The sequence below is a fragment of the Catellatospora methionotrophica genome (assembly GCF_011297335.1).
Taxonomy (GTDB): Bacteria; Actinomycetota; Actinomycetes; order Mycobacteriales; family Micromonosporaceae; genus Catellatospora; species Catellatospora methionotrophica.
On the sequence record NZ_JAAOTJ010000024.1, the window covers coordinates 21,235 to 44,140 of the forward strand.

A 22,906-nucleotide genomic window follows, 5' to 3' on the forward strand; every position below is an offset into this window, starting at 1 on the left:
CAACGGCAGTGCCGGGCTCCGCCCGAGGCCGGGGCTGCGGACACGCGGGCGGCCGATCGCCATACCGTAGACTCCTGCCGAATCCGAGGACGCCGCCGGGCGAGTCCGGCAGCACCCTACCGGCCGTTTGCCGCTGTGCCCGGCCCCTGTCAGGATGGACCAGCTCATCCGCCCTTCGCGGCCGTGTTGACCTTGAGGAAGAAAGACAGCATGAAGATCTGTGTGGTAGCCCTGGGAAAGATCGGCCTTCCGCTCGCGGTGCAGTTCGCCGCGAAGGGCCATGAGGTCATCGGCGCCGACGTCTCCGAGCGGGTCGTCAGCCTCGTCAACGACGGCGCGGTGCCCTTCCCCGGCGAGACCGACCTCGACGTCAAGCTCAAGGAGGCCGTGGCGGCCGGGCTGCTGTCGGCGACCACCGACACCACCGCCGCCGTGGCCCAGTCCGAGGCCGTCGTCGTGGTCGTGCCGCTGTTCGTCGACGCGGACGGCGTGCCGGACTTCGGCTGGATGGACAGCGCCACCCGGGCCATCGCCGCCGGTCTGCGCCCCGGCACCCTGGTCAGCTACGAGACCACGCTGCCGGTCGGCACCACCCGCAGCCGCTGGGCCCCGATGCTCCAGGAGGGCTCCGGCCTGACCGCCGGGCGCGACTTCTCCCTGGTCTTCAGCCCTGAGCGGGTGCTCACCGGCCGGGTCTTCGCCGACCTGCGCCGCTACCCCAAGCTCGTCGGCGGCGTCGACGAGGCGTCGGCCGCGCACGGCGTGCGTTTCTACGAGGCCGTGCTCGACTTCGACGACCGCCCCGACCTCGACAAGCCCAACGGCGTCTGGGACCTGGGCTCCGCCGAGGCCTCCGAGCTGGCCAAGCTCGCCGAGACCACGTACCGCGACGTCAACATCGGCCTGGCGAACCAGTTCGCCCGCTTCGCCGACACCGTGGGCGTCGACGTCACGAAGGTCATCGAGGCCTGCAACACCCAGCCGTACAGCCACATCCACTCGCCCGGCATCGCCGTCGGCGGCCACTGCATCCCGATCTACCCGCGGATGTACCTGTGGAACGACCCGGCCGCGACCGTCGTGCGCGCCGCCCGCGAGGCCAACGCCGCCATGCCGGACTACGCCGTGCAGCTGCTCGCCGACGCGTACGGCGACCTGACCGGCGCGAACGTGCTCGTGCTGGGCGCGGCCTACCGTGGCGGCGTGAAGGAGACGGCCTTCTCCGGCGTCTTCCCGACCGTCGAGGCGCTGCGCGCCCGCGGCGCGAACGCGTTCGTCAGCGACCCGATGTACACCGCCGAGGAGCTGACCGCGCACGGCCTGCCGCCGCACCAGGGCGAGGACGTCAGCGCCGCGATCATCCAGGCCGACCACGCCGAGTACCGCAACCTCGGCCCGGCCGAGCTGCCCGGCGTCCGGGTGCTGGTCGACGGCCGCCGCGTCACCGACCCGGCCCGCTGGGCGGGCACCGACCGCGTGGTCATCGGCGGCTGACCCGCCTGCTCGAACGTCGACGGCCGCCGCGTCCTCCGGGCCCCGGCGGCCGTCGCCATTCCGCCCCCGCGCCCCACTCCCGCCCCGCCGCCCCGCCCCGCCTCGCCTCGCATAGACGTTGGCCTATCTGGATGACTTCGATCACCAAATCGTCATCCAGATAGGCCAACGTCTATCAGTGGGGGCGGCGTGGCGCCGCCACGCGGTCCGGTGGGTACGTCAGGGGGTCGGGTCGAGGACGGCGGCGTCGGTTTCGGCGCGCTGGCGCGGGACGGCGGCGACGCCGCTCGTCGGGACCGGCAGGCGCAGCGCCGGGGCGGCCTGGCGGGAGCCGCGCAGGGCCGCGAGCCGCTGCGAGGTCAGCCGGTGCGCCACGCGCAGCAGGGTGTACGCCCCGTACGCGTTGTAGCGCACCAGCCGGTGCTTCAGCCCACCCAGTCCACCCGGGGGCAGGTAGCCACCCTCGGGTAGGCGGCGACGATAGTCCTCGGCGATCCGGCGGAAGAACGCCTTGCGCATGCTCTGCCCGAGCCGCCGGTCGTGCCCGATGATCACCAGGTAGTGATTGATCATGAGGCGGAACAGCTCCGGCCGGAACGTCTCCAGCTTGCCGCCGGCCTTCTCCACGGCGGCGAACACCCGGTCGTACTGCTCGAAGACCTCGAAGTGGCGCGTGGACACCGACGCCGTGATCGCCCCGGGCGTCTGCTGGCGGTACTTGTAGCAGACCAGGTCCAGCACGTCGATGCTGTCGGCCGTCATGAGCAGCGGGTGGCTGTACGCCGCGTCCTCGTACCAGCCCGCGTGGAACCGCAGGTCGTTCTCCTCCAGGAAGCTCCGCCGCGCGATCTTGGTGCACGCCGACTGCGCCAGGCGCAGCAGCTCGGGCCGCCGCGACAGGTGCAGCGGGGTGGGCGCGTCGCCCAGCAGCCCGGCCGAGACCCGGGGCACCACGGACCCGTCGCCGAACACCTCGGCGTGGTCCACGATCAGCACGTCGGGCTGGTGCAGCGCCAGCCGGTCGAGCACCGCACGCACGGCCCCGTCCGGAATCCAGTCGTCGGAGTCGATGTACCAGACATAGTCGCCCTTGGCCTGCGCCAGCCCGGCGTTGCGCGCCCCGCCCAGCCCGACGTTGACGGTCAGGTGCACCGGCCGGACGCGGGGATCGCGGGCCGCGAAGGCGTCCAGGATGGCCCCGCAGCCGTCCGGGGAGGCGTCGTCGACCGCCACGACCTCGATGTCGCCGCCGGGGTGGGCGAGCAGCGATTCGAGGCATTCCCCCAGGAAGCGCTCGACCCCGTAGACGGGGACGACGAACGAGATGCGAGGCGACGGCGAGGGGGATTCATGTCTCACGTCCGCAAAGGGTGCCAGATGCGCACTACCCGCCGCCAGGCCCAAATGGTCACAAGATCCCCGCCGACGAGGCCGATCGACCGCCGCAAATGGGCCCGGCCTGCTGTTTGCCTGGTGGGTGTCGGCCCTGCTAACTTCGGCGTCTCACGGGTTTAGGCCACCGGCATGCCCTCTGCGGTAGACGACGAGCCAGGACAGACGATGACGGACAGTGTGCCGGGCGCACCCACGCACCGGGCCTCGAAGGTGCTGATCACCGGCGGAGCGGGTTACATCGGCAGCACTATCGCCACCGCGTGCCTCGATGCGGGGATCACCCCCGTGATCGTCGACAACCTGTCCACCGGCCGGCGCGAGTTCACCGCCGGGCGGGAGTTCTACGAGGGCGACATCGCCGACGGCCGGCTGCTCGACCGGATCTTCGCCGAGCACCCCGACATCTTCGCCGTGGTCCACTGCGCGGCCCTGACCGTCGTGCCCGACTCGGTCGCCCAGCCGCTGCGCTACTACCGCGAGAACCTCGCCAAGACCGTCGACTTCGTGGACGGGCTCGTCCGCAACGGCTGCCGCCGCCTGATCTTCAGCTCGACGGCGGCGATCTACCAGCCCGGCCCCGAGTTCACCGTCGACGAGGACTCCCCGATCGGCCCCGTCAGCCCGTACGGCCGGACGAAGGCCATGGTCGAGTCCGTGCTCGCCGACGTGTGCGCCGCCGAGGACTTCGCGGTGATCTCGCTGCGCTACTTCAACCCGATCGGCGCCGACCCGCGGATGCGCACCGGCCTGCAACTGCCCCGGCCCACCCACGCGCTCGGCAAGATGATCGAAGCGGTGGAGACCGGCGAGCCGTTCCAGATCACCGGCACCGACTTCGAGACCCGCGACGGCACCGGCATCCGCGACTACATCCACGTCTGGGACCTCGCCCGCGCCCACGTCGCGGCCCTGCAGCAGTTCGACGACGTGCTGGCCGGCGAGCCGGAGCCGCACCTGGTCGTCAACATCGGCACCGGCCAGGGCACCACCGTGCGGGAGCTGGTCGACGCGCTCGACTCCGTACGCGGCGTGCCCCTGCCGACCGTCGCGGCCCCCCGCCGGGCCGGTGACGTGCTCGGCGCGTACACCCGCGTCGACCGGGCCCGCAAACTGCTCGACTTCAGCTGCGAGTACACGGTCGCCGACGGCGTGCGCCACGCCCTGGAGTGGGCCGCCGTACGCGACAGCCGGTTCGGCGACCGCTGACCTTTCCGTCCCTCGGCCCGGCGCCCGACGCTAGGCTGATCGTCGAGGCGTGACGTCCGGCGATCAGCAGGCGAGGAGCACCCATGACCGCGCAGAGCACCCTTCCCGCGGCGGCCTCGGGCCGCTACTCCATCGGCGGCGACCTGCCCGTCTACCGGCTCGGCTACGGCGCGATGCAGCTCACCGGCCCCGGCGTCTGGGGCGACCCCGCAGACCCCGACGAGGCGGTCCGGGTGCTGCGCCGCGCGGTGGAACTCGGCGTCGACTTCATCGACACCGCCGACTCGTACGGGCCGTTCGTCAGCGAGAAGCTGATCAAGAAGGCGCTGCACCCGTACCCGGAAGGCCTGGTCATCGGAACCAAGGCCGGGCTGACCCGCGCCGGGCCCGGCGACTGGCGCCCGCTCGCCCGCCCGGAGTACCTGCGCCAGCAGTGCGAACTGAGTCTGCGCCACCTGGGCCTCGACCGCATCGACCTCTACCAGCTGCACCGCATCGACGCGCAGGTGCCGCTGGAGGACCAGCTCGGCGAACTGGTCCTGCTCCAGCAGGAAGGCAAGATCCGCCACATCGGGCTGTCCGAGGTGACGGTGGCGCAGATCGAGCAGTCGCGCAAGCTCGCCCCGATCGTGTCCGTGCAGAACCTCTACAACCTCGTCAACCGCAGCGCCGAGGACGTGCTCCAGCACTGCGAGCAGCAGAACCTCGCGTTCATCCCGTGGTTCCCCATCGCGACCGGTGAACTGGCCAAACCGGGCGGGCCGCTGGCCCAGGCCGCGCAGGCGCACGGGGCCAGCCCCGCCCAGCTCGCCCTGGCCTGGCTGCTGCGGCGCTCGCCGGTGATGCTGCCGATCCCGGGCACGTCCAGCGTCGGGCACGTCGAGGAGAACATCGCGGCCGCCGAGATCACCCTGACCGACGACGAGTACCGCGAACTCGAAGCAGCCGTCTGAACGCCGGAGCCCGGCCGGTCCAGGTGGACCGGCCGGGCTCGGTGTTCACGACCCGCGTGCCTACGGTGTGGCCGCGTCGCGGTGGGTCAGCTGGTACGTCGCGTCGACGGCGTCGGTCTCCAGCAGCACCGTGACCGGCCCGTCGGGCAGGGTGCAGGTGACGGTGCGGTCGATCGACGGGCTGAGGCTGCCGCAGTAGCGCACCCCGGTGCCGTCGAACACCCACAGCGTCGCGTCGCCGCTGCCCGCCGTGCGGCGGTAGGTGAAGACCTCCCGCGCCGCGTGCTCGGCGGCCGGGACCGCGAAGCAGAAGCCGAAGGCGTCCGCCGCGCTGTCCACCGACGCGCCCTCGGCCGTACGCGGCAGCACCGGGCAGGCCGGGGCCGTGTCGACTCGCGGGAAGGCCAGCGCGTACGCGCCACCGGTCTGGCCGTCGGGCATCGCGTACACGGCATAGAACGGCGCCGTGCCGGTCAGCTCGCACGACTGCTGCCGCAGCGCCCACGACGAGTCGCAGACGTACGCGCCGGTCGCGTCGAACACCGTCACCGGTGGCCGTGCCGCGCCGGTCGCGTCACCGGGCAGCACCTCGACGATGCGCGCCCCGGCCGGGCTGGCCAGCTGCACGCAGTCGACCTGCGCGACCCCGGCGAACGCGCCCCGGTGCACGGCGAGCGGGCTCGCCGTGTCCGCCAGCTGCGGGCACCCGGCCGGCACGGCCGTCAGCAGCGAGTACGCCCACTGGTGGTCGTTGTCGACGATCTCGGTGTTGCCGTACATCCGGATGACCGCCGTGTAGCGGCCGGGGGCGGTGAAGTCACAGCCGCTCCAGGTGATGCACACCTTGAGCCCCGCCGGGTCGTACACCTGGACGTCGGACGTCCAGCCCGCCGCGTCGACGGCCTTGAGCGGGTAGCGGCCCGCCGCCGGGATGTCCAGGATCCGGCAGCGGATCCCGGCCAGCGCCGGAGCGGCGCCGTACGCGCCGGGAGCCACGACCGGGCAGCCGACCGGGTTCGACAGCCGCCGCACCTGCAGGTGGTAGGCATCCTCACCGGTCTCGGTCCACCAGTTGCCCAGGTAGGACACCGCCCGGTACGTACCGGTGGCGGGCAGTTCGCATCCGTCCTGCTCCGAGTACGCGAAGCAGACCGGGTGACCCGTGCTGTCGATCAGGAACACCATCACGTCGTTGTACGAGGTCGGGGCCGCGTAGGTCTCCACGCGATCCCCGGCCGTGCCCTTGAACGGCTGGCAGTTCACCTGCACCGACGACGTCTGGCGCACCACCAGCGTCGGGGTGTCCCAACGGGTGGCGGTCACCGGCGCGCACCCCGCGCTGCGGTACAGCGCCGTGGCAGACACCTGGTAGTCGATCGACTCGCCCCAGGGGTCGTTGGCCTCCAGCAGCACCGTGTAGTCACCGACCGTGGTCAGATCGCAGTACCGCCGCTCGGCCCAGCGCTCGCAGATCCGCTGGCCCGCGTCGTCGTAGACCGACCAGTTGATCGACTGCTCCGGGTTGAACCGCAGCGCGACCGGACCCGCCGCGGCGGCGTGCAGCCGGTGGCAGCTCGGGGCGTACGGCGGCAGCGTGCCCGAACCGGTCGCCGCACCCTGGTCACCGAACGCGCCGGGCCGCAGCACCGGGCAGCCCGCCGCGTTGCTCAGCCGCGGCATGCGCAGCGTGTACGGCGCCTCGTTGCCGTAGTACTCGTGCAGGAACAGCCGGTACGGCCCGGCCGACGTGAGCGTGCACTCCGTGGTGTACCGCACCGGGCACACCGGCTGGTACTGCGCGTCCAGGATCGCGCCCTGCACGTCGCCCGAACCCGTCGACGGCGCGAGCATCTTCAGCACTGTGCCCACCGGCTGGTTGAACCGGAAGCAGTGCGCCGCCGCCCCGAGCGCCAGCACACCGGACTGTCCTGGCGAGGCGAAGGAGAAGAAGCTGTTCGGCAGCGCCGTGCAGGACGACGGCGTCAGCCGCGACTCCACCGCCAGGGCGTAGTCGCCGGTGCCCTGCCCCCACGGCACCTGCACCGTGATCGTGTAGGTGCCGGCCCGGCCGAGCTGGCAGGTGCCCGAGTCGGTGTACAGCGCACAGATGAGATCGCCGTTCGGGGCCGCGATCGTGCCTTCCAGCCACGTGCCCGAGCCGCGAGTACGCGTGGTGTACAGCGTGTCCGACTTCTTCGTCACGGTGACCGTGTAGACGTGCTTCTCGTCGCCGCTGATCGACGGGCAGACCACGATCTGCCCCAGCGCCAGCGGCCCGCCGCAGGTCGTGACCGGGCCGGTCGGCGAAGGGCTGGGCGTCGGCTCAGCGGTCTCGGTGACCGACGGCTCCGGGCTCGGCTCGGCGTCCGGCGTTCCCGACGGGCTCGGCTGAGGATCGCCGGTCGCGCTGACCGACGGTCCCGGCACCGGAGTCGGCGATGGTGACGGCGAGGCCGTGGGCGCGGGCGACGGGCTCGGTGACGGCGGCTGGCTCGGGTCCGCGTACGACGCGGCCGGTCCGATCAGGACCGCGCCGGCGATGGTGACGCCTGCCGCGAGAACGGCCAGTGAGCCGCGAACAAAGGGATGTCTTGGGCGTGCGGAACTGTCAACTGTCATGTCAACTCCCCGTGGTGCTCCACGCGGGTGCGGGAGCGCGCTCATGGTGCCAGACCCGCCCGGCAGCCGACACCAACTTTTTGGCCGCCGATCACATCCGATAAGGATGATGTGACACCCGCGCCACCCGGCGACCCGACGTCACGCCGCAACGGCCCCCACCGGCGAACGCCGCGCCGCCGAGGCGAACCCGAGCCAGGTGTGCCGGTTGCCCGCCCAGCACCAGCCCACCTTCGGCGCATGCCGCCTGGCCGCGCCGTCCCGGCCGGTGCCGTTGCTGATCCACAGCGCCGGGGTCCGCGCGTCGAGGGAGCCGTTCGCCTTGCGCAGCCGCGACCCGATCGTCATGAAGCAACGGTTACGCTCCAGCGCCTCCGGCTGCTGAAGCAGCCAGAAAAGCCCCTCAGACAACAACAGTGGCGTACGCGACGCCGCCGTGATCGCCGGCAGCGCCTCGTCGGGACTCCAGTTCGCCATCGCGTCCCCGCGCTCGACACCGTGCACCAGGTACAGCGCCGACGGCGGCGGCACCGCCCCGTCGATCGGCGCGAACGCGTCGACGTCGGTCATGTCCTCGACCACGAACCCCGCCCTGCCCTCCCGGCTCAACAGCGGCGCGAGCACCGACGGCCGCACCCGGTCCCGGTGCATCACCAGCAGCGCGCCGGGTGCGCCGGTCTCGGCGGCCGCCCTCACCTGCCCTGCGGTAAGCCCCGCCACCTCGTGCAGACCCAGCGCCACCAGGCGATCGGCCTGCTCGGCCAGGACGGGCAGCGGCGCGGGCATGGCAAACCTCCGGTGACGGCATCGGCTACGAACTTATCGGTGCGAGTTCGTGGGCTGCTGTTCCGGCTGCTACCGGCGTGGACGAGATGTCGTCGGGGTGCAGTCCGATGGCGGTCAACACTCAGTGCCCGGAGGTCGCACCGGCACGGTTCGAAGCTATCGCCCACCTAGCCTCGGTGATGCGCTCCGAACCGTGCCGGAATAAAAGGCCAAACCGCAGATCAGCGGTTACGGCGACGCCCCCGGATGCCAGACCGGGACGGCTTGCGCTTGGCGCGGGGCCGCGAACTGTCGGTCGGCTGAATGGGAAGGGCGTGGTAAGTCGATTCCAGATCTTTGCCGAGGTCCACCGTGCGGCCGGCCTTCGGCGTGATCATGCCGAAGCAGATAGGCACCCCGACGATGAATACGCCGCCGCCGACCCACGCGGTCACGTTTCCGTCTGCACCGACAGCGTGGCAGAGTCCGCCCGCGACGCACACGAGAACAGCCACACCGAGACCCCGGATGACAACGTTCCAGCTGTCCGCTGTCCGAGAACCATGGTCCCGGAAGCCGAACTTGAAACGGAGTGACCAGGGACTGCCCTTGAATTCGGCAGTGATCCCCAGGCCCTTCCCGGTTTCGCTGGGCGTGCCTTCGACCGGATGGGCGGTCAGGTCGACAACTTCGACCTGGCGCCCTGGCTGACCTTCTGTGGTCATGCACCGATCCGTTTCTACTCCCGGGTAATCGCGTCCTGCGCTGACCCGTGCTTCTTCGGGGGTTTGAGCTGATGCCCCGGGGGTAACCGGGCAAGTGATCAGTTCGAGTATCAAGATACCCCAGGACGTACCACGCGGTCAGCATGCCGGTCAGCGATCGCACTGGTATCACACATCACATGCGCACACGGTCACCTATGCGACTTACGGAACGTGCGTCCCCAGTGACCCGCTGCTCGTTCTCTCCATGTCGCCCATGAGAGTGCGGCATTAGGTTTCAAATCGGACATCAGTGCGTTAAAGTGTCCGTGACAAGGTCCACAAGGGGGTCGACGTGATGAGAAAATATGCCTATCGTACCCAGAAGCGGGAGTCCGAGGCGAGCATCATGCATACGTCGCAGCGTTAATGGCTGTACGTATGAACGATTTCGCTGCTGTTGCCGTAGATGCTAGTGGCTCGCGTCTAACGCGGGTTTCCGCTCCGCACGACCGCGATTCAGAGGGGAGCTGAACATGAGACCCGGTAGCGTGCTAAGCCCCACCGGCGCAGACGAACTGACAGATGAGGCTGCACCACGCGAAGGTAAGGCCTCTCGAACCCAGCCACCACCGTCATCCACCACCCGACGCGGCGTCGATGATGACCCGCCGTCTGGAGGCGGGGGAGGCAATCAGCTCGTCCGTGTGACGGTGAACCTGACACCGAGAGCGTATGGCGCCCTAGAACGCTCAACTGATCTAACGGGCGACAACCGAACGGACGTCATCAACCGCGCCCTCCTGGTATACGCCCTCATCAACGAGCTCGTAGAGCAGGGTGGCGGCAGCCTCACAGTCGTCAACAAAGACGGGGAGAAAGAACGGATTCACATCGTGTGAGTCTGGCGATACCATCCTTCGTCTTTATCTAGACGAAGGAACCTCACAGCAACGCGCACGGCGCGATCGGCATCCAGTCTCACCCTCCGACAGCCTCACCCACGGCCCGTCGGTGAACCTAATCGACCAGTTTGCGCGGCTCGGGAACGCCAACAAACTAGACGATCCGGGTTTCATCGTCCGCCAGCCACTAGCAACAAGACGAGCATGTGGGCCGGATCGCCCAATCCGCAGGCCCTAAGGGGTGTTCACCGTCACTGCGATGACGGTGAACACCCCTTAGCCAAAGCGCCTCGTCGTAAACCCCCGGAGCCCAAGCGGGCCTGCACACGCGTGAGGTACGCCTGGGTCCGTGGTCAACGTCGCCTCGACTTCCCAGCACGCGGGCCGCTGAGCCTGCGGCTCGGCTGTCCGCCGCGCCCGTCGGCGGCGCCTTGAAGACGTATAGAATTTCACAACTCGATTGCGGTCCATGTACTGCCCCGCAGCTACTTAGTACCGACGCCATGGCTTTCACGGCCATCGGTCGCGCAAGAAGCACCTGCGGAAGGCGATTAGCCCGAAGATCGTTAATCAGTTGCCTGATCTGGTGCCCTCGGCAGGATTCGAACCTGCGACCCACGGTTTAGGAAACCGTTGCTCTATCCCCTGAGCTACGAGGGCGCGAGTGCACAGTCTAGCGACCGGCGCGGAATCTCGCTGTACGAGGTGCCCGCGGCACCCCGCCGTGTTCCAGCCCTGCTCACCGCCCCGAACTTTACAAACCGTACGTACGTATTGTTAGATCGAGCCCGTGATCAGCAAGTTCCTCCCCGCCCCCGGCACGCCACGCGTCCTCATGTTCGCCACCCTGGTGAACACCTTCGGCAACGGTGCCTACCTGACGACCAGCGCGCTGTTTCTCACCCGCTCGGTCGGCCTGAGCCCGGCCCAGGTGGCGCTCGGCCTGAGCGCCGCCGCGCTGGCGGGAATGGTGCTGACCACCCCCATGGGCTACCTCGCCGACCGCCGGGGCCCGAAGCAGGTCCAGATCGTGGCGCTGATCGTGCTGGCGGTCTGTTTCACGGGCCTGACCCAGGTGCGCGAGCTGTGGTCGTACGTGCTGATCGCCTGTGTGATCGCGGTGGCCGACGCGACGGTGAAGGCGGCCAACGGCGCGATGATCGCCAGTGCGGTGCCGCAGGCGGAGCGGGTGCGCACCCGCGCCTTCATCCGATCCACGAACAACGCGGGCATCGCACTGGGCACACTGGCGGGCAGCCTGCCGCTGCTGCTGGACACCCGCGCGGGTTACCTGGCGGTGCTGCTCGGCAACGCGGTGACGTTCCTGCTGGCAGCCGCCGTCGTCACCCGGGTCACGGCGGTCGCGCGCATGTCAATCCCAGCGGGCGCGCCACGGATGGTCGCCTTGCGAGACCGGCCGTTCCTGGCGTTCGCGCTGCTGGACGGGGTGGTGGCGGCGCTCTACAACGAGGTGCTGAGCCTGGCGCTGCCGCTGTGGCTGATCGCGCACACGCGGGCGCCGGTGGCGCTGGTCTCGGCGGCGTTGCTGGTCAACACGATCGGCTGCGTGACGTTGCAGGTATGGGCGTCGCGGGGTACGCACACCGCCGCCGACGCGGTCGGGGTGGCCCGGCGCGGGGCACTGGTGGTCGCCGCGTCGTGTGTCCTGTTCGGATTCTCGGCGGGGCAGCCGTCGTGGCTGGTGGCGGTGCTGGTGCTCGCGGCGTCGACGGTGCATGTGCTGGGTGAGCTGTGGTTGTCGAGCGCGACGTTCGCGGTGGTCTTCGATCTGGCCCCGGACTGGGCGCAGGGGCAGTATCAGGGCGTGCACCAGACGGGGCGGCAGATCGGCAACATGGTGGGGCCGCCGGTCATCACGGCGCTGGTCGTCGGCTGGGGCGCGCCGGGCTGGAGCGCGCTGGCCGCGATCTTCGCCGTCGCGGGGCTGACCGCGCCGCACATCATCCGCTGGGGTCTGCGCCAGGCGAGCCGCCGTTCTGCTGCGGCGACCTGCCCGGCCGCCGCCGCCCAGCCGACGGCGCTCGCCTGAGCCGGGTCACCGGCTCAGAGGCGCGCGAGGTGGACCGCGAGTCGCGCCGGGGGAGGATCAGCGGTTCGGGCGCAGGGTCCAGGTGATGGTCATCTCGCCGGTGGTGACGCCTGCGGCGTTGGCGATGACGATGGCGACCTCGAATTCGGGGCGCTGCCCGGCGTCGAGTTCGGCCACGATGTCGGCGGGGGGCCGGGACAGCGTGGCGGTCGCGGTGACGACGCCCATGGCCAGTTTCTGGTACGCGATGCCCGCGCGCACCGCGAGCGGCGTGGCCCGGTGCAGCTGGTCGCCGAACGCGGCGAGCACGATCGCGCCGGAGGCGGTCTCGGCGAGGGTGAACATGGCACCGGCGTGCGGGCCGCCGACGTGGTTGTGCACGGCGGGATCGTCCGGCAGGGCCGCGACGGCGCGTACGCCTTCGGCGTCAGCGGTGATCTCGGTGAACGTGATGCCGATGGTGCGCGCGAACGGCACGGTGCGCAGCAGGCCCTCGGCGACGGCGGTGGCGTCGATCGTCATCCCCAGGACGTTACCGGCCAGTAACCTTCGGCGGCAAGGGGTCGCCGTGGAATGCAAGATCGCTGCCTCGGGTCGAAAGGTGAGGTGAGACCCCAGATTTCGACCCGAGACAGCGATCTTGGCAAGAGCGCGGAGAAATCCGTCAGCGCCAGCCGACGTCGATCCGGTCGCCGCGCTCGTCGAAGAAGTGCAGCGCGTCCATGCGCACCGCGATGGACAGCGGGTGACCCGAGCTGATCTGCGGGTACGGAGCGAGCCGCACCGCCAGCTCGGCGGAGCGCCGGTGGTGGCGTCCGGGATCCGAGAGAACGCTCTCCCGCTCGCGCGATGCCGGCCGTTCGACCACCGACGTCGCGGCACCGGTGGAGCGGCCCTTCATCCGGTTGATGACATGGCCGAAGCGGCGCAGGCGGGAGCCGTTCTCCTCCTGCTCGGCCGCGGACCGGCCGATCTCGTCGACCACGACCGCGGTCGCGCCGATGTCCACGAACGCCAGCGACTCGTGACCGTGGTGCTCCAGGTAGCGGATGCGCCCCTGCAGCACGTCGCCCGGGGTGTCCGGGGCGACCGGCGTGAGGGCCTCGGCCCGTACGCCGATGACGATGCGCTCGCCGTGGAAGTGCGACACGGCGCGAGCGCGGATGTCGTCCCACTTGAGGTACAGCGACTGCTCGCCCAGGTTGAGCTGGACGTAGCGGTCCAGGTGCACGTAGACCGACGCCTCCAGCAGGTTCATGCGCGGGCTGCCCAGGAAGGCGGCCACGTATAGGGTGGCCGGCTTGCCGTACACCTGCGTCGGCGTGCCCACGTCCTGCAGCACGCCCTTGCGCATGATGGCGACCCGATCGGCCATGGTCAGCGCCTCGGCCTGGTCGTGCGTCACGTACACGGTGCTGACGCCCAGCTCACGGACCAGGCCGGAGATCTCGGCGCGCAGCTCCGCGCGCAGGCCGCTGTCGAGGTTGGACAGCGGCTCGTCCATCAGGAACAGCCCCGGACGGCGCACGATGGCGCGGCCCATGGCCACCCGCTGGCGCTGGCCGCCGGACAGCTGGCTCGGCTTGCGGCCGAGCACGTCCCCGATGCCCAGTGCGCTGGCAACGTCGGCGACCCGCTCCGCCCGCGGCTCCGGCTCGATGCCGGACAGCCGCAGCGGGAAGCCGATGTTCTCACCCACTGTCATGTGCGGATACAGCGCGAAGTCCTGGAAGACCATGGCGATGCGCCGGTCACGCGGCGGCAGCTGGTTGGCCAGCTGGCCGTCCAGCATGATGGCGCCGCTGCTGGGGTCCTCAAGTCCGGCGATCATGCGAAGCACGGTCGACTTGCCGCAGCCCGACGGACCCAGCAGCACCATGAACTCGCCGTCGGCCACGTCCAGGCTGACGTTGTCGACCGCTACGGTCCCATCTGGAAAAACCTTGGTGACGTCTTTGAGCGCGACGGTTGTCACCGTCTCCTCCCACAGCCCTCGATCCGGCCCCGAATCTGGACACACTCTCGAAAAATCCCCCAGCTTCCTATCGGGTAAACGTTCCATGTTCACGCGGTCACGGACGTATTACCTTGCTGCCCGCGCAGTTCACGACGCTGCGGATTCGCCCACGAACACACCGTGTCTTTTTAGGAGGGCACATACCGCCAGGCCCGGCCCCGTCCCGCCGCTCAGGCCGGAAGTGGGCGGCACCGCCCCACGAAACCGGCCAGGCATGATCGCCGTTTCGGGTCGAAAACCCGGGTATCACCACACTTTTCGCCCCGAAACGGCGATCATCACGCCGGGCCGCTCGGCGGTCGGCGCCGGACCGGCCGCTCGCGGTCAGCGCCGGACGTCGTCGCCGAGGAAGACGCGGCGTACCACGCGTTCGGCGGCGTGGCCGTCCTCCCAGGCGCAGAAGCGGTCGCGGAAGGCCGCGCGGCGCTCGCTCGACGCGTTCGCGCGGTGCTCCGCGAACAGTGACACCAGGTCGGGGAAACTGTCGACGACCGGGCCGGGCGCGTGCGCGATCAGGTCCAGCGACGTGCCGCGCGCCGCGCGGTAGCGCGCCCAGTCCGGGGCGTAGAGCACGATCGGGCGGTCCAGCACCGCGAAGTCGAAGACGACTGACGAGTAGTCGCTGACCAGGATGTCGGCGGCCAGGTAGAGGTCCTCCACCACCGGATACGCGGACACGTCCTGGACCTGCGGGTGGGGAGAGTCCACGCCGGGGACCAGGCGGCCGCGGACCAGCACCCGCCCGTGCGGGCCGAGCGCCGCGGCCAGGGCCGCCGGGTCGAAGGGCGGCAGGGTCAGCGGGTCCGGGCGCGAGGTCGGCATGTACAGCACGACGGTCTCGTCGCCGCCGACGCCCAGCGCCGCCCGTGCCGCCGCGGACTCGGCGGCGCCCGCGCGGGCCAGCCGGTCGTTGCGGGGCGAGCCGGTCTCCAGCGACTCGAACGCGCACGGGTAGACCCGCTCCCACGTCTCGGTGCTGTGGGCGTTGGCGCTGACGCTGAAGTCCCAGCGGTCGCTGCGGCGCAGCAGGGCGGCGAAGTTGTGCCGCTCGCCCGCCGGGAAGCGCTGCTCGTCCAGGCCCATCGCCTTGACCGGGGTGCCGTGGTGGGTCTGCAGGTGCGCCTGGCCGGGCCGCTTGCGTACGAAATCGGGGAAGTTGACGTTGTTGACCAGGTAGCTGGCCCGCGCCAGCAGCCGGTAGTAGGCGCGGGTGCCCTCGACGACGTGGGCCGTGCCGGCGGGGACCTCGCCCGAGGCGTCCCGGCCGACGATCCACACCCCGCGCACGTGCGGGGCCAGGCGGCGGGCGGCCCGCTCGACGGCGGCCGGGTTACAGGAGACCTCGCGGTACCAGTACGCGGCGTAGGCGGCCAGGTTCGGGTCCAGGGGCAGGCTGCGTTGCAGCGCGTAGTAGGCGCGGGCGAGCAGGCCCAGACCGCTCGGTCCGGAGCGCTCGCGCGTCAGCGCACTCTGCACGCCGCGCTGGGCGCGCCGCACCGCCTGCAGGGCCGTGTACGAGCGCCAGGCGCGCCGTGCGACCAGCCGGTAGCGCAGCCCGTCCGCGCCGGTGGGCGGGGCGAACCCGCCCGGGGGGCGGTAGCGGGCGAACATGTCGGCGGTGCGCAGGAACGCGTGGCGGCGCAGGTGCGGCGGCAGCCGGTCGGTGTTGCCGACGGTCTGCATCAGGTGCCAGATCATGCGCGCGAACAGCACCGGCCGCACCGGGTCGGCCCGGCCGCCCTGCAGGTCGATCAGTTCCCAGGCCCGCTCCCAGTGGGTGAAGACCTCCAGGTGGCGGGGGTTCACGGTGCGGGTGATCGCACCCTGGCGGCGCTGGCGGTAGGCATAGCAGACCTCGGGCAGCGTGACGATGCGCTCCGCGCCGACCAGCAGCGGGTACGTCCAGGAGACGTCCTCGTACCAGCCGGGGGCGAACCTCAGCTCGAGCTTGGCCAGCAGGTCCCGCTTGACGATCTTGTTCCATACCGTGTGGATGGTCTTGATCAGGTCCGGGCGGGACTGCAGGTCGGCTCCGTTGGGCCCGGCCGCCGCCGCGAACGACCGGCGCAGCCTGCTGCGGCGCGGCCGCCCGATGGGGTACGTGCGCTCGAAGTCCACGATCAGCACGTCCGGCGACTGCTCGCGCAGCGCCCGCGCGACCGTCTCCAGCGCGCCGGGGGTGAGCGTGTCGTCGGTGTCGACGAACCACACGTACTCGCCGCGCGCCTGGGCCAGCCCCGCGTTGCGGGCCTCCCCCAGCCCCACGTTCTGGGCCAGGTGCAGCACCTTCACCCGGGAGTCGCGGGCGGCGTACTCGTCGAAGATCTCGCCGCAGTGGTCGGGCGAGCGGTCGTCGACCGCGATCAGCTCGACGTCGCCGAAATCCTGGTCCAGGATCGAGTCCAGGCACTCGCGCAGGTAACCCTGCACCTTGTACGCGGGTAGCACGATGCTCAGCAGTGTCACGTCGCCGTCGCCCCTCCCACGTCAGGTGTCGCGTCCCACGCTAACAACGCGAGCGGGCCTCAAACGGGTGAAACCGGGACCCTCAGCACTCGATCACGTTGACGGCGAGGCCGCCCCGCGCGGTCTCCTTGTACTTGACCTTCATGTCGGCCCCGGTCTCCCGCATGGTCTTGATGACCTTGTCCAGGGAGACGAAGTGGTTGCCGTCGCCGCGCAGCGCCAGCCGGGCCGCGGTGATCGCCTTGACGCTGGCCACCGCATTGCGCTCGATGCACGGGATCTGTACCAGGCCGCCGACCGGGTCGCAGGTGAGCCCGAGGTTGTGCTCCATGGCGATCTCGGCGGCGTTCTCCACCTGCTCGGGCGTGCCGCCCAGCACCTCGGCCAGCCCGGCCGCCGCCATCGAGCAGGCCGAGCCGACCTCGCCCTGGCAGCCGACCTCGGCACCGGAGATGGACGCGTTCTCCTTGAACAGCACCCCGATCGCGGCCGCGGTGAGCAGGAAGCGCACCACGCCGTCGGCGTCCGCGCCCGGCACGAAGCGGGCGTAGTAGTGCAGCACCGCGGGCACGATGCCCGCCGCGCCGTTGGTGGGCGCGGTGACGACCCGGCCGCCGGCGGCGTTCTCCTCGTTCACGGCGAGCGCGAACAGCGTGATCCAGTCCATGACCCGCAGCGGGTCGGTGGTGAAGTGCTCCTTGGACAGGGTGCGGTGCAGTTCCGCGGCGCGGCGGCGCACCTTCAGGCCCCCGGGCAGGGTGCCCTCGACGGTGCAGCCGGTCTCCACGCAGTCCTGCATGACCTGCCAGATGCGCAGCAGCTCGGCCCGCACGTCGGCCTCGGAGCGCCAGGACAGCTCGTTGGCCAGCACGATGTCGCTGATCCGCAGGCCGGTGTCCTTGGCCAGGGCGAGCAGCTCGTTGCCCGTCCGGTACGGGAAGCGCACGACCGTGTCGTCCGGTTTGATGCGGTCCGCCCCGGCCGCCGCCTCGTCCACGACGAAGCCGCCGCCGACCGAGTAGAAGGTGCGCTCGCGTACGCACGCCCCGGTGGCGTCGAAGGCAGCGAACGTCATGCCGTTCGGGTGGTACGGCAGCGAGCGGCGGCGGTGCAGGGTGAGTTCGAAGGTCGCGTCCTCGATGTCGAGCAGCCGGACCCGGCCCGCCGCCTTGATCTCGCGGAACCGGGCGTCGGCGGTGGCCGTGTCGACCGTCTCCGGGTCGTCCCCGGCGAGGCCCAGCAGCACCGCCTTGTCGCTGCCGTGGCCGTGGCCGGTCGCGCCCAGCGAGCCGAAGAGTTCCGCGCGCACCAGCGTGACGTCGCTGAGCAGCCCGTCCGCCTTGAGCCCGGTCGCGAACCGGTTCGCGGCGCGCATCGGCCCGACCGTGTGCGAGCTGGAGGGCCCGATCCCGATCTTGAAAAGGTCGAAGACGCTGATCACGGGGTGTACCTTCCGACGCTGGAACGGACGCTGCAACAGTAGCTCCGCTACCAGCGGGACCGTCAGCCGAGTACGCTTCGGCCGACTGGAACCGGTTCCGCGCCCCCGACCCCTCGCGTCCCCCCGTTCGCCGGCACACGTCCCGTGAGCGACCCCAGTGAGCAGTTGGCATGCGGCCCCGGCTACATCACACGGGGGAGTTCTGCCATGCCTTCTGTCTCGCGCCGCACCGCCGTCGGCGGCCTGGCCGCGGGTGCTGTCGGGGCCCTGGCCGCCTGTGCGCCCGCCGGGACGCCGCAGCGCGCCGAGCCCACGGTGCCGCACCAGCGCACCGGCGGCTCCACGCCTTCGCCGGCAGCCCCCTCGCCGGCAGGCCGGCCCCGTACTGCGCGTACTGCCAACCCGGTGCCCGCCGAGAACCGCCGTCCCGTCGGCAAGCGCTGGCTGCGGGCCGACCCGGCGGTGCGCGCCGCAGACGACATCGGGCAGCAGATCGCCGCGTACGCCTCGGCGACCAGTGTCGACGTCGGTGAATCGATCGACTTTCACGTGCACGTGGGCGGCGGGGAGCCGTACCGCGCCGAGGTCTTCCGGCTGGGGCACTACGGCGGGGCGGGCGCACGGCACGTGGCGAGCAGCCCGACCCTGCACGGCAGGCCGCAGCCGAGGGCGGCCCGGACGCTGCCCACCAACCTGGTCGCCTGCCACTGGCCGGTGGCGTGGACGCTGAAGGTGCCCGCCGACTGGGTGTCCGGCGTCTACGTGGCGGCCTTCACCACCGCGTCGAACCACCGCAGCCACGCCGTGTTCGTGGTCCGCGACGACCGCCGCAGCGGCAACCTGTGCGTCGTCCTGCCGTTCTCGACGTACCAGGCGTACAACTCGTGGCCGCGCGACGGCCGCCTCGGGCGCGACCTCTACACCGGCTACCGGATCGACGGGGTGGTGAACACGGAGGAACGGTCCCGCAAGACCTCGTTCGACCGGCCCTACAGCGGCTCGGGCCTGCCCTACCTGTTCGACACCGACTACGACCTGGTGCAGTGGGCCGAGCGCCTCGGCTACGACGTCACCTACGCCACCAGCGTCGACCTGCACGCCGGGCGGATCGACCCGCTGCGGCACGCGGGCCTGGTGTTCCCCGGTCACGACGAGTACTGGTCTTCGCAGATGCGCGCCGCCGCCGAGACCGCCGTGGCGGGCGGGGTGGGCCTGGCCTTCCTCGCCGCCAACAACGTCTACTGGAACATCGACTACGAGGCCGCCGGTGACCGGCCCGACCGCGTCATCTGCTGCTACAAGAGCACCGCCGAGGATCCCGGCACGCCGACCCGCCGGGCGACCACCACGTGGCGTGCGCTGGGGCCGCAGGACGCGGAGCAGCGGCTGCTCGGGGTGCAGTACAACGGCGTCGTCGCCACCGCCGCGCCGCTGATCGTCCAGCAGGCCGACCACTGGATGTGGCAGGGCACCGGCGTACGCGACGGCACGGCGATCCGGCGGCTGGTCGACGGTGAGGCGGACGGCCGCGACCGGGGGTACCCGCTGGCCGAGGGGGTGCAGACCCTGCTGTCGGCGTCGCCGTACACGACGGTCAAGGGCAAGACCGCGGTGCAGAACACCAGTGTGTACGAGGCTCCGTCAGGTGCCGTGGTGTTCTGCGCGGGCACCTTCAACTGGCCGCTGGCGCTGAACCGGACGGGCTACCGCGACGCCCGCATCCAGCGCGCCACCGCGAACCTGATGGACCGCATGCTGGGTCCGGACGGCGCTCCCGCCGCCCGGACCTGAACTCACGCGCCTTCGAAGATCACGGTCACCGAGGTGTAGCCCAGCGAGCGCATCATGCTCTCCAGCGTCTTGCGGGTGTTCTCCTCGGCCCGCTGCTGCAGGGTGCTCTTCTTCGCCGCGTCGGCGAGCTGCTGCTCAGCCCGCAGCAGGGTCTCCTGCTGCCGGTTCGGGTCGCCGTCGAAGAACTCCGAGACCCGGTTGATCAGGCCGCGCTCCTCGGCGAAGACGTAGCTGCGGTCGAGGTCCAGCTTCGGCTCGGCGACCTGCGGCGGAGGCAGCGTGATGGTGACCGACTTGCGGTCCGGCGACACGACGATCTTGTCGTCGGAGAGGTTGCTGAAGTCGACGTACGCCTCGACGGTGCCCGCGGCCACGAACAGGGTGCGCTGGTTGAGCAGCCAGTCGGGGATGAACTTGCGGTCCTCCTTGAGGTCGACGATGACCTCGAAGTTGCCCTCGGCCGCGACGAACCGGCTCAAGTCCTTGATCGACAGCAGCAGCGGCGGTCCCGTGTTGTCGGTCTTCTGCTCGGCGAACGGGTTGGAGAACTTCGGGAGCAGCCCGGACGCGGTCAGCCCGAAGTAGCCACCGGCCAGCACGCCGAGCACCACCAGCAGGGCCAGCAGCGCCCGGCCCAGCCGGGACCGGCGGGGCGGCTCGACCAGCAGGGTCTCCTCGTCGTCGTCGGGACGCTGCCGGGGCAGCGGTTCGGTCGGCCGGGACCGGCCGGGCTTGAACTCCGGCAGGTTCTGCGTCGGCTCGTCGGCGGCGCCCATGTGACGTCTCCTGTCTGACCGCTGGGGGTGTACGGACACCACGGTATTACCCGACCACGACAACAAGCACCCTTCGCGGTCGGACTGATACGCGATATCCGCGAACGGTCCGGGCGCGGTCAGCCGAAGGCGGCGATGCCGGTGAGGCGCTGACCCAGCACGAGCTGGTGGATCTCCGAGGTGCCCTCGTAGGTGAGCACGCTCTCCAGGTTGTTGGCGTGGCGCAGCACCGGGTACTCCCCGGAGACGCCGTTGGCGCCGAGGATGGTGCGGCACTGCCGGGCGATCGCGATCGCCTCGCGCACGTTGTTGAGTTTGCCCGCGCTGACCATCTCCGGTCGCAGCGCGCCGCGGTCGGCCGTGCGGCCCAGGTGCAGCGCCAGCAGGAAGCCCTTCTGCAGTTCGAGGGCCATGTCGGCGAGCTTGGCCTGGGTGAGCTGGAAGCCCGCGATCGGCTTGCCGAACTGGGTGCGGGTCCCGGCGTACGCGATGGCCGTGTGCAGGCAGTCGCGGGCCGCGCCCAGCGCACCCCAGACGATGCCGTAGCGGGCCTCGGTGAGGCAGCTCAGCGGGGCTTTGAGGCCCTGCGCGCCGGGCAGGAGGGCGTCGGCGGGCAGGCGCACCTCGTCCAGCACGATCTCGCCGGTGGCGCTGGCCCGCAGCGAGAGCTTGCCGGTGATCTCCTTGGCCGTCACGCCTGCCGTGTCCATGGGCACCGCGAAGCCGCGTACGCCCTCGTCGGTGCGGGCCCAGATCACGGCGACGTCGGCCAGCGGCGCGTTGGTGATCCACATCTTGCCGCCGTGCAGTACCCAGCCGTCGCCGTCGCGGCGGGCCCGGGTCGACATGTTCGCCGGGTCCGAGCCGTGATCGGGCTCGGTCAGGCCGAAGCAGCCGATCAGCTCGCCGGAGGCCATGCCGGGCAGCCAGCGCTGCTTCTGCTCCTCGGAGCCGTACTTCCAGATCGCGAACATGGCCAGCGAACCCTGCACGCTCACCAGCGAGCGCACGCCCGAGTCGGCCGCCTCCAGCTCCAGGCAGGCCAGCCCGTACGCCACCGCGGACGACCCGGCACAGCCGTAGCCCTCCAGGTGCATGCCTAGCAGGCCGAGCGCGCCGAAGTCACGGGCCAGCTCGCGCACCGGGGCGTGGCCGGTCTCATACCAGCCGGCCACGTACGGGCGTACCTTGTCGTCGACCAGGCGCCGGACCACGGCGCGGATCTGCAGCTCCTCGTCGGTGAGAAGCGAGTCCAGGTCGAGCAGGTCGAGGGGGAGCACCGGAGAGGTCACGAGGCCACCTTAACGGCGGCTAAGCCGCCGCAGAAGCCCGGCTCAGCTCAGGACCAGCACGCGGACGTGGATCTGGTGGCGCTGCTGCAGGGCCGCGCGCAGCGCCCGGTGCAGGCCGTCCTCCAGGTACAGCTCGCCCTGCCACTGCACCACGTGCGGGAAGAGGTCGCCATAGAACGTCGAGTCGTCCGCCAGCACCCGGTCCAGGGCCATCTCCAGCTTGATGGTGATCAGCTGGTTGAGTGACACCCGCTCCGGCGGGATCTCTGCCCACTGCTTGAGGGTGTACCCGTGCTCCGGGTACGGCTGCCCGTCGCGCACCGCCTTGAAGATCACGCCTGCCCTCCCCTCCGCAACAGAGTGCGCTCAGCCTAACCGCCGTCGGCGACGTTACGCGCACCCGCCGACGCCTGTGCCGCTTCCACGGTGACTCCCCAGCTCCCGCGGTGGACCACCTCGTCGAGTGACCTGCGGCCCCGGGCGAGTGACGCCGACCGGTGGTCGGCAGCCCGGTAGCCGACGGTCACCGCGCCCACCGGAGCGTAGGCCTCCGGCACGGCGAACGCCTCCCGGAATACCCCGAGCCGCTGCGCCGGGATGCCGAACAGGCACGCGCCCAGTCCTTCGTCGACCGCGGTGAGCAGCATCAGCAGCGCGGCCATGCCGGTGTCGACGTGCCAGTACGGCACCGCCCAGCGGGCCTCGTCACGATCCGTCCAGCCCTTGTCGGGTTCGGCGTACCGGTCCAGGTACGCCGACTTGTCCGACAGCGGCACGATGATCAGCGGTGCGGTGCGCATGCCGTCCAGCCAGCGTGTGCGCGTGCCCGTCCCCGGGCTCGCCGCCGTCCAGAACCGCTCCCGCTCGGCCGCCGTCTCCAGCACCAGGAACGCCCAGCCCTGCGCGAATCCCGCCGAGGGCGCCCGGGTGGCGTGGGTCAGCAGCCGCCGCACGACCTCGTCCGGCACGGGCCGGTCGGGGTCGTAGCGGCGCACCATCCGGCGTCGGCGTACGACGTCGGCGAACTCCACG

The 22,906-nt window shown here is 70.8% G+C and carries 18 protein-coding genes and 1 tRNA gene; 6 read left to right on the forward strand and 13 right to left on the reverse strand.

The features are described from left to right. The first annotated feature begins 210 nt into the window (after nucleotides 1-210). Nucleotides 211-1,494 carry a nucleotide sugar dehydrogenase gene (locus tag HAV40_RS33265; RefSeq protein ID WP_166388256.1) on the forward strand — a complete coding sequence of 428 codons (1,284 nt, stop codon included), beginning with the start codon at nucleotides 211-213 and terminating at the stop codon, nucleotides 1,492-1,494. A 219-nt stretch (nucleotides 1,495-1,713) separates the two neighbouring features. On the opposite strand, the gene HAV40_RS33270 is transcribed toward HAV40_RS33265, so the two are convergent. Beyond that, a complete protein-coding gene (locus HAV40_RS33270) occupies nucleotides 1,714-2,853 on the reverse strand; it encodes a glycosyltransferase family 2 protein (RefSeq protein ID WP_166388257.1) in 1,140 nt (379 codons plus the stop codon). Nucleotides 2,854-3,054: 201 nt separating this feature from the next. Here HAV40_RS33270 and galE point away from each other — a divergent pair, with 201 nt between their 5' ends. Next, the gene (gene galE / locus HAV40_RS33275; protein ID WP_166388258.1) at nucleotides 3,055-4,095 is read left to right on the forward strand and encodes a UDP-glucose 4-epimerase GalE; all 1,041 of its coding nucleotides are present in this window, start codon (nucleotides 3,055-3,057) and stop codon (nucleotides 4,093-4,095) included. Between the two features lie 83 nt (nucleotides 4,096-4,178). Continuing rightward, nucleotides 4,179-5,048 carry an aldo/keto reductase gene (locus HAV40_RS33280; protein WP_166388259.1) on the forward strand — a complete coding sequence of 290 codons (870 nt, stop codon included), beginning with the start codon at nucleotides 4,179-4,181 and terminating at the stop codon, nucleotides 5,046-5,048. A 60-nt stretch (nucleotides 5,049-5,108) separates the two neighbouring features. Here HAV40_RS33280 and HAV40_RS33285 read toward each other — a convergent pair whose 3' ends face one another. The 3 genes from HAV40_RS33285 to HAV40_RS33295 form a co-directional block, all read right to left on the reverse strand. Next, a complete protein-coding gene (locus tag HAV40_RS33285; RefSeq protein WP_166388260.1) occupies nucleotides 5,109-7,667 on the reverse strand; it encodes a hypothetical protein in 2,559 nt (852 codons plus the stop codon). Nucleotides 7,668-7,808: 141 nt separating this feature from the next. Beyond that, complete coding sequence (locus HAV40_RS33290) at nucleotides 7,809-8,453, reverse strand: DUF5701 family protein (RefSeq protein WP_166388261.1); 645 nt, start codon at nucleotides 8,451-8,453, stop codon at nucleotides 7,809-7,811. 221 nt (nucleotides 8,454-8,674) lie between these two features. Further along, the gene (locus HAV40_RS33295) at nucleotides 8,675-9,157 is read right to left on the reverse strand and encodes a hypothetical protein (RefSeq protein WP_166388262.1); all 483 of its coding nucleotides are present in this window, start codon (nucleotides 9,155-9,157) and stop codon (nucleotides 8,675-8,677) included. A 515-nt stretch (nucleotides 9,158-9,672) separates the two neighbouring features. On the opposite strand from HAV40_RS33295, the gene HAV40_RS38195 reads away from it, so the two are divergent. Further along, on the forward strand, nucleotides 9,673-10,038 hold the full coding sequence (locus HAV40_RS38195) for a hypothetical protein (RefSeq protein WP_203672050.1): 366 nt from the start codon (nucleotides 9,673-9,675) through the stop codon (nucleotides 10,036-10,038). Nucleotides 10,039-10,625: 587 nt separating this feature from the next. On the opposite strand, the gene HAV40_RS33305 is transcribed toward HAV40_RS38195, so the two are convergent. After that, nucleotides 10,626-10,701 (reverse strand) — tRNA-Arg (locus HAV40_RS33305). Nucleotides 10,702-10,831: 130 nt separating this feature from the next. Between HAV40_RS33305 and HAV40_RS33310 the strand changes: the two genes are divergently transcribed. After that, nucleotides 10,832-12,091: an MFS transporter gene (locus HAV40_RS33310; RefSeq protein WP_239087001.1), complete on the forward strand. Its 1,260-nt coding sequence runs from the start codon at nucleotides 10,832-10,834 to the stop codon at nucleotides 12,089-12,091. Between the two features lie 57 nt (nucleotides 12,092-12,148). On the opposite strand, the gene HAV40_RS33315 is transcribed toward HAV40_RS33310, so the two are convergent. The 4 genes from HAV40_RS33315 to HAV40_RS33330 all read right to left on the reverse strand — a co-directional run bounded on the left by HAV40_RS33315 (nucleotide 12,149) and on the right by HAV40_RS33330 (nucleotide 18,015). Beyond that, complete coding sequence (locus tag HAV40_RS33315; protein WP_166388263.1) at nucleotides 12,149-12,613, reverse strand: DUF4442 domain-containing protein; 465 nt, start codon at nucleotides 12,611-12,613, stop codon at nucleotides 12,149-12,151. Between the two features lie 142 nt (nucleotides 12,614-12,755). Continuing rightward, a complete protein-coding gene (locus HAV40_RS33320; protein WP_166388264.1) occupies nucleotides 12,756-14,066 on the reverse strand; it encodes an ABC transporter ATP-binding protein in 1,311 nt (436 codons plus the stop codon). A 366-nt stretch (nucleotides 14,067-14,432) separates the two neighbouring features. Beyond that, nucleotides 14,433-16,574 carry a bifunctional glycosyltransferase/CDP-glycerol:glycerophosphate glycerophosphotransferase gene (locus HAV40_RS33325; protein ID WP_166388265.1) on the reverse strand — a complete coding sequence of 714 codons (2,142 nt, stop codon included), beginning with the start codon at nucleotides 16,572-16,574 and terminating at the stop codon, nucleotides 14,433-14,435. Nucleotides 16,575-16,656: 82 nt separating this feature from the next. Further along, entirely contained in the window at nucleotides 16,657-18,015 is a 1,359-nt protein-coding gene (locus HAV40_RS33330; RefSeq protein WP_166388266.1) for an L-serine ammonia-lyase, read from the reverse strand. 207 nt (nucleotides 18,016-18,222) lie between these two features. On the opposite strand from HAV40_RS33330, the gene HAV40_RS33335 reads away from it, so the two are divergent. After that, on the forward strand, nucleotides 18,223-19,806 hold the full coding sequence (locus HAV40_RS33335; RefSeq protein ID WP_239087002.1) for a N,N-dimethylformamidase beta subunit family domain-containing protein: 1,584 nt from the start codon (nucleotides 18,223-18,225) through the stop codon (nucleotides 19,804-19,806). A 2-nt stretch (nucleotides 19,807-19,808) separates the two neighbouring features. On the opposite strand, the gene HAV40_RS33340 is transcribed toward HAV40_RS33335, so the two are convergent. The 4 genes from HAV40_RS33340 to HAV40_RS33355 all read right to left on the reverse strand — a co-directional run bounded on the left by HAV40_RS33340 (nucleotide 19,809) and on the right by HAV40_RS33355 (nucleotide 22,905). Then, on the reverse strand, nucleotides 19,809-20,582 hold the full coding sequence (locus tag HAV40_RS33340) for a DUF4230 domain-containing protein (RefSeq protein WP_203672053.1): 774 nt from the start codon (nucleotides 20,580-20,582) through the stop codon (nucleotides 19,809-19,811). A 119-nt stretch (nucleotides 20,583-20,701) separates the two neighbouring features. Further along, nucleotides 20,702-21,862 carry an acyl-CoA dehydrogenase family protein gene (locus HAV40_RS33345; protein WP_166388307.1) on the reverse strand — a complete coding sequence of 387 codons (1,161 nt, stop codon included), beginning with the start codon at nucleotides 21,860-21,862 and terminating at the stop codon, nucleotides 20,702-20,704. Nucleotides 21,863-21,916: 54 nt separating this feature from the next. Next, nucleotides 21,917-22,210 carry a type II toxin-antitoxin system VapB family antitoxin gene (locus HAV40_RS33350; protein ID WP_166388267.1) on the reverse strand — a complete coding sequence of 98 codons (294 nt, stop codon included), beginning with the start codon at nucleotides 22,208-22,210 and terminating at the stop codon, nucleotides 21,917-21,919. A 35-nt stretch (nucleotides 22,211-22,245) separates the two neighbouring features. After that, nucleotides 22,246-22,905 carry a nitroreductase family protein gene (locus HAV40_RS33355; RefSeq protein ID WP_166388268.1) on the reverse strand — a complete coding sequence of 220 codons (660 nt, stop codon included), beginning with the start codon at nucleotides 22,903-22,905 and terminating at the stop codon, nucleotides 22,246-22,248. Between the last annotated feature and the right edge of the window lies 1 nt (nucleotide 22,906).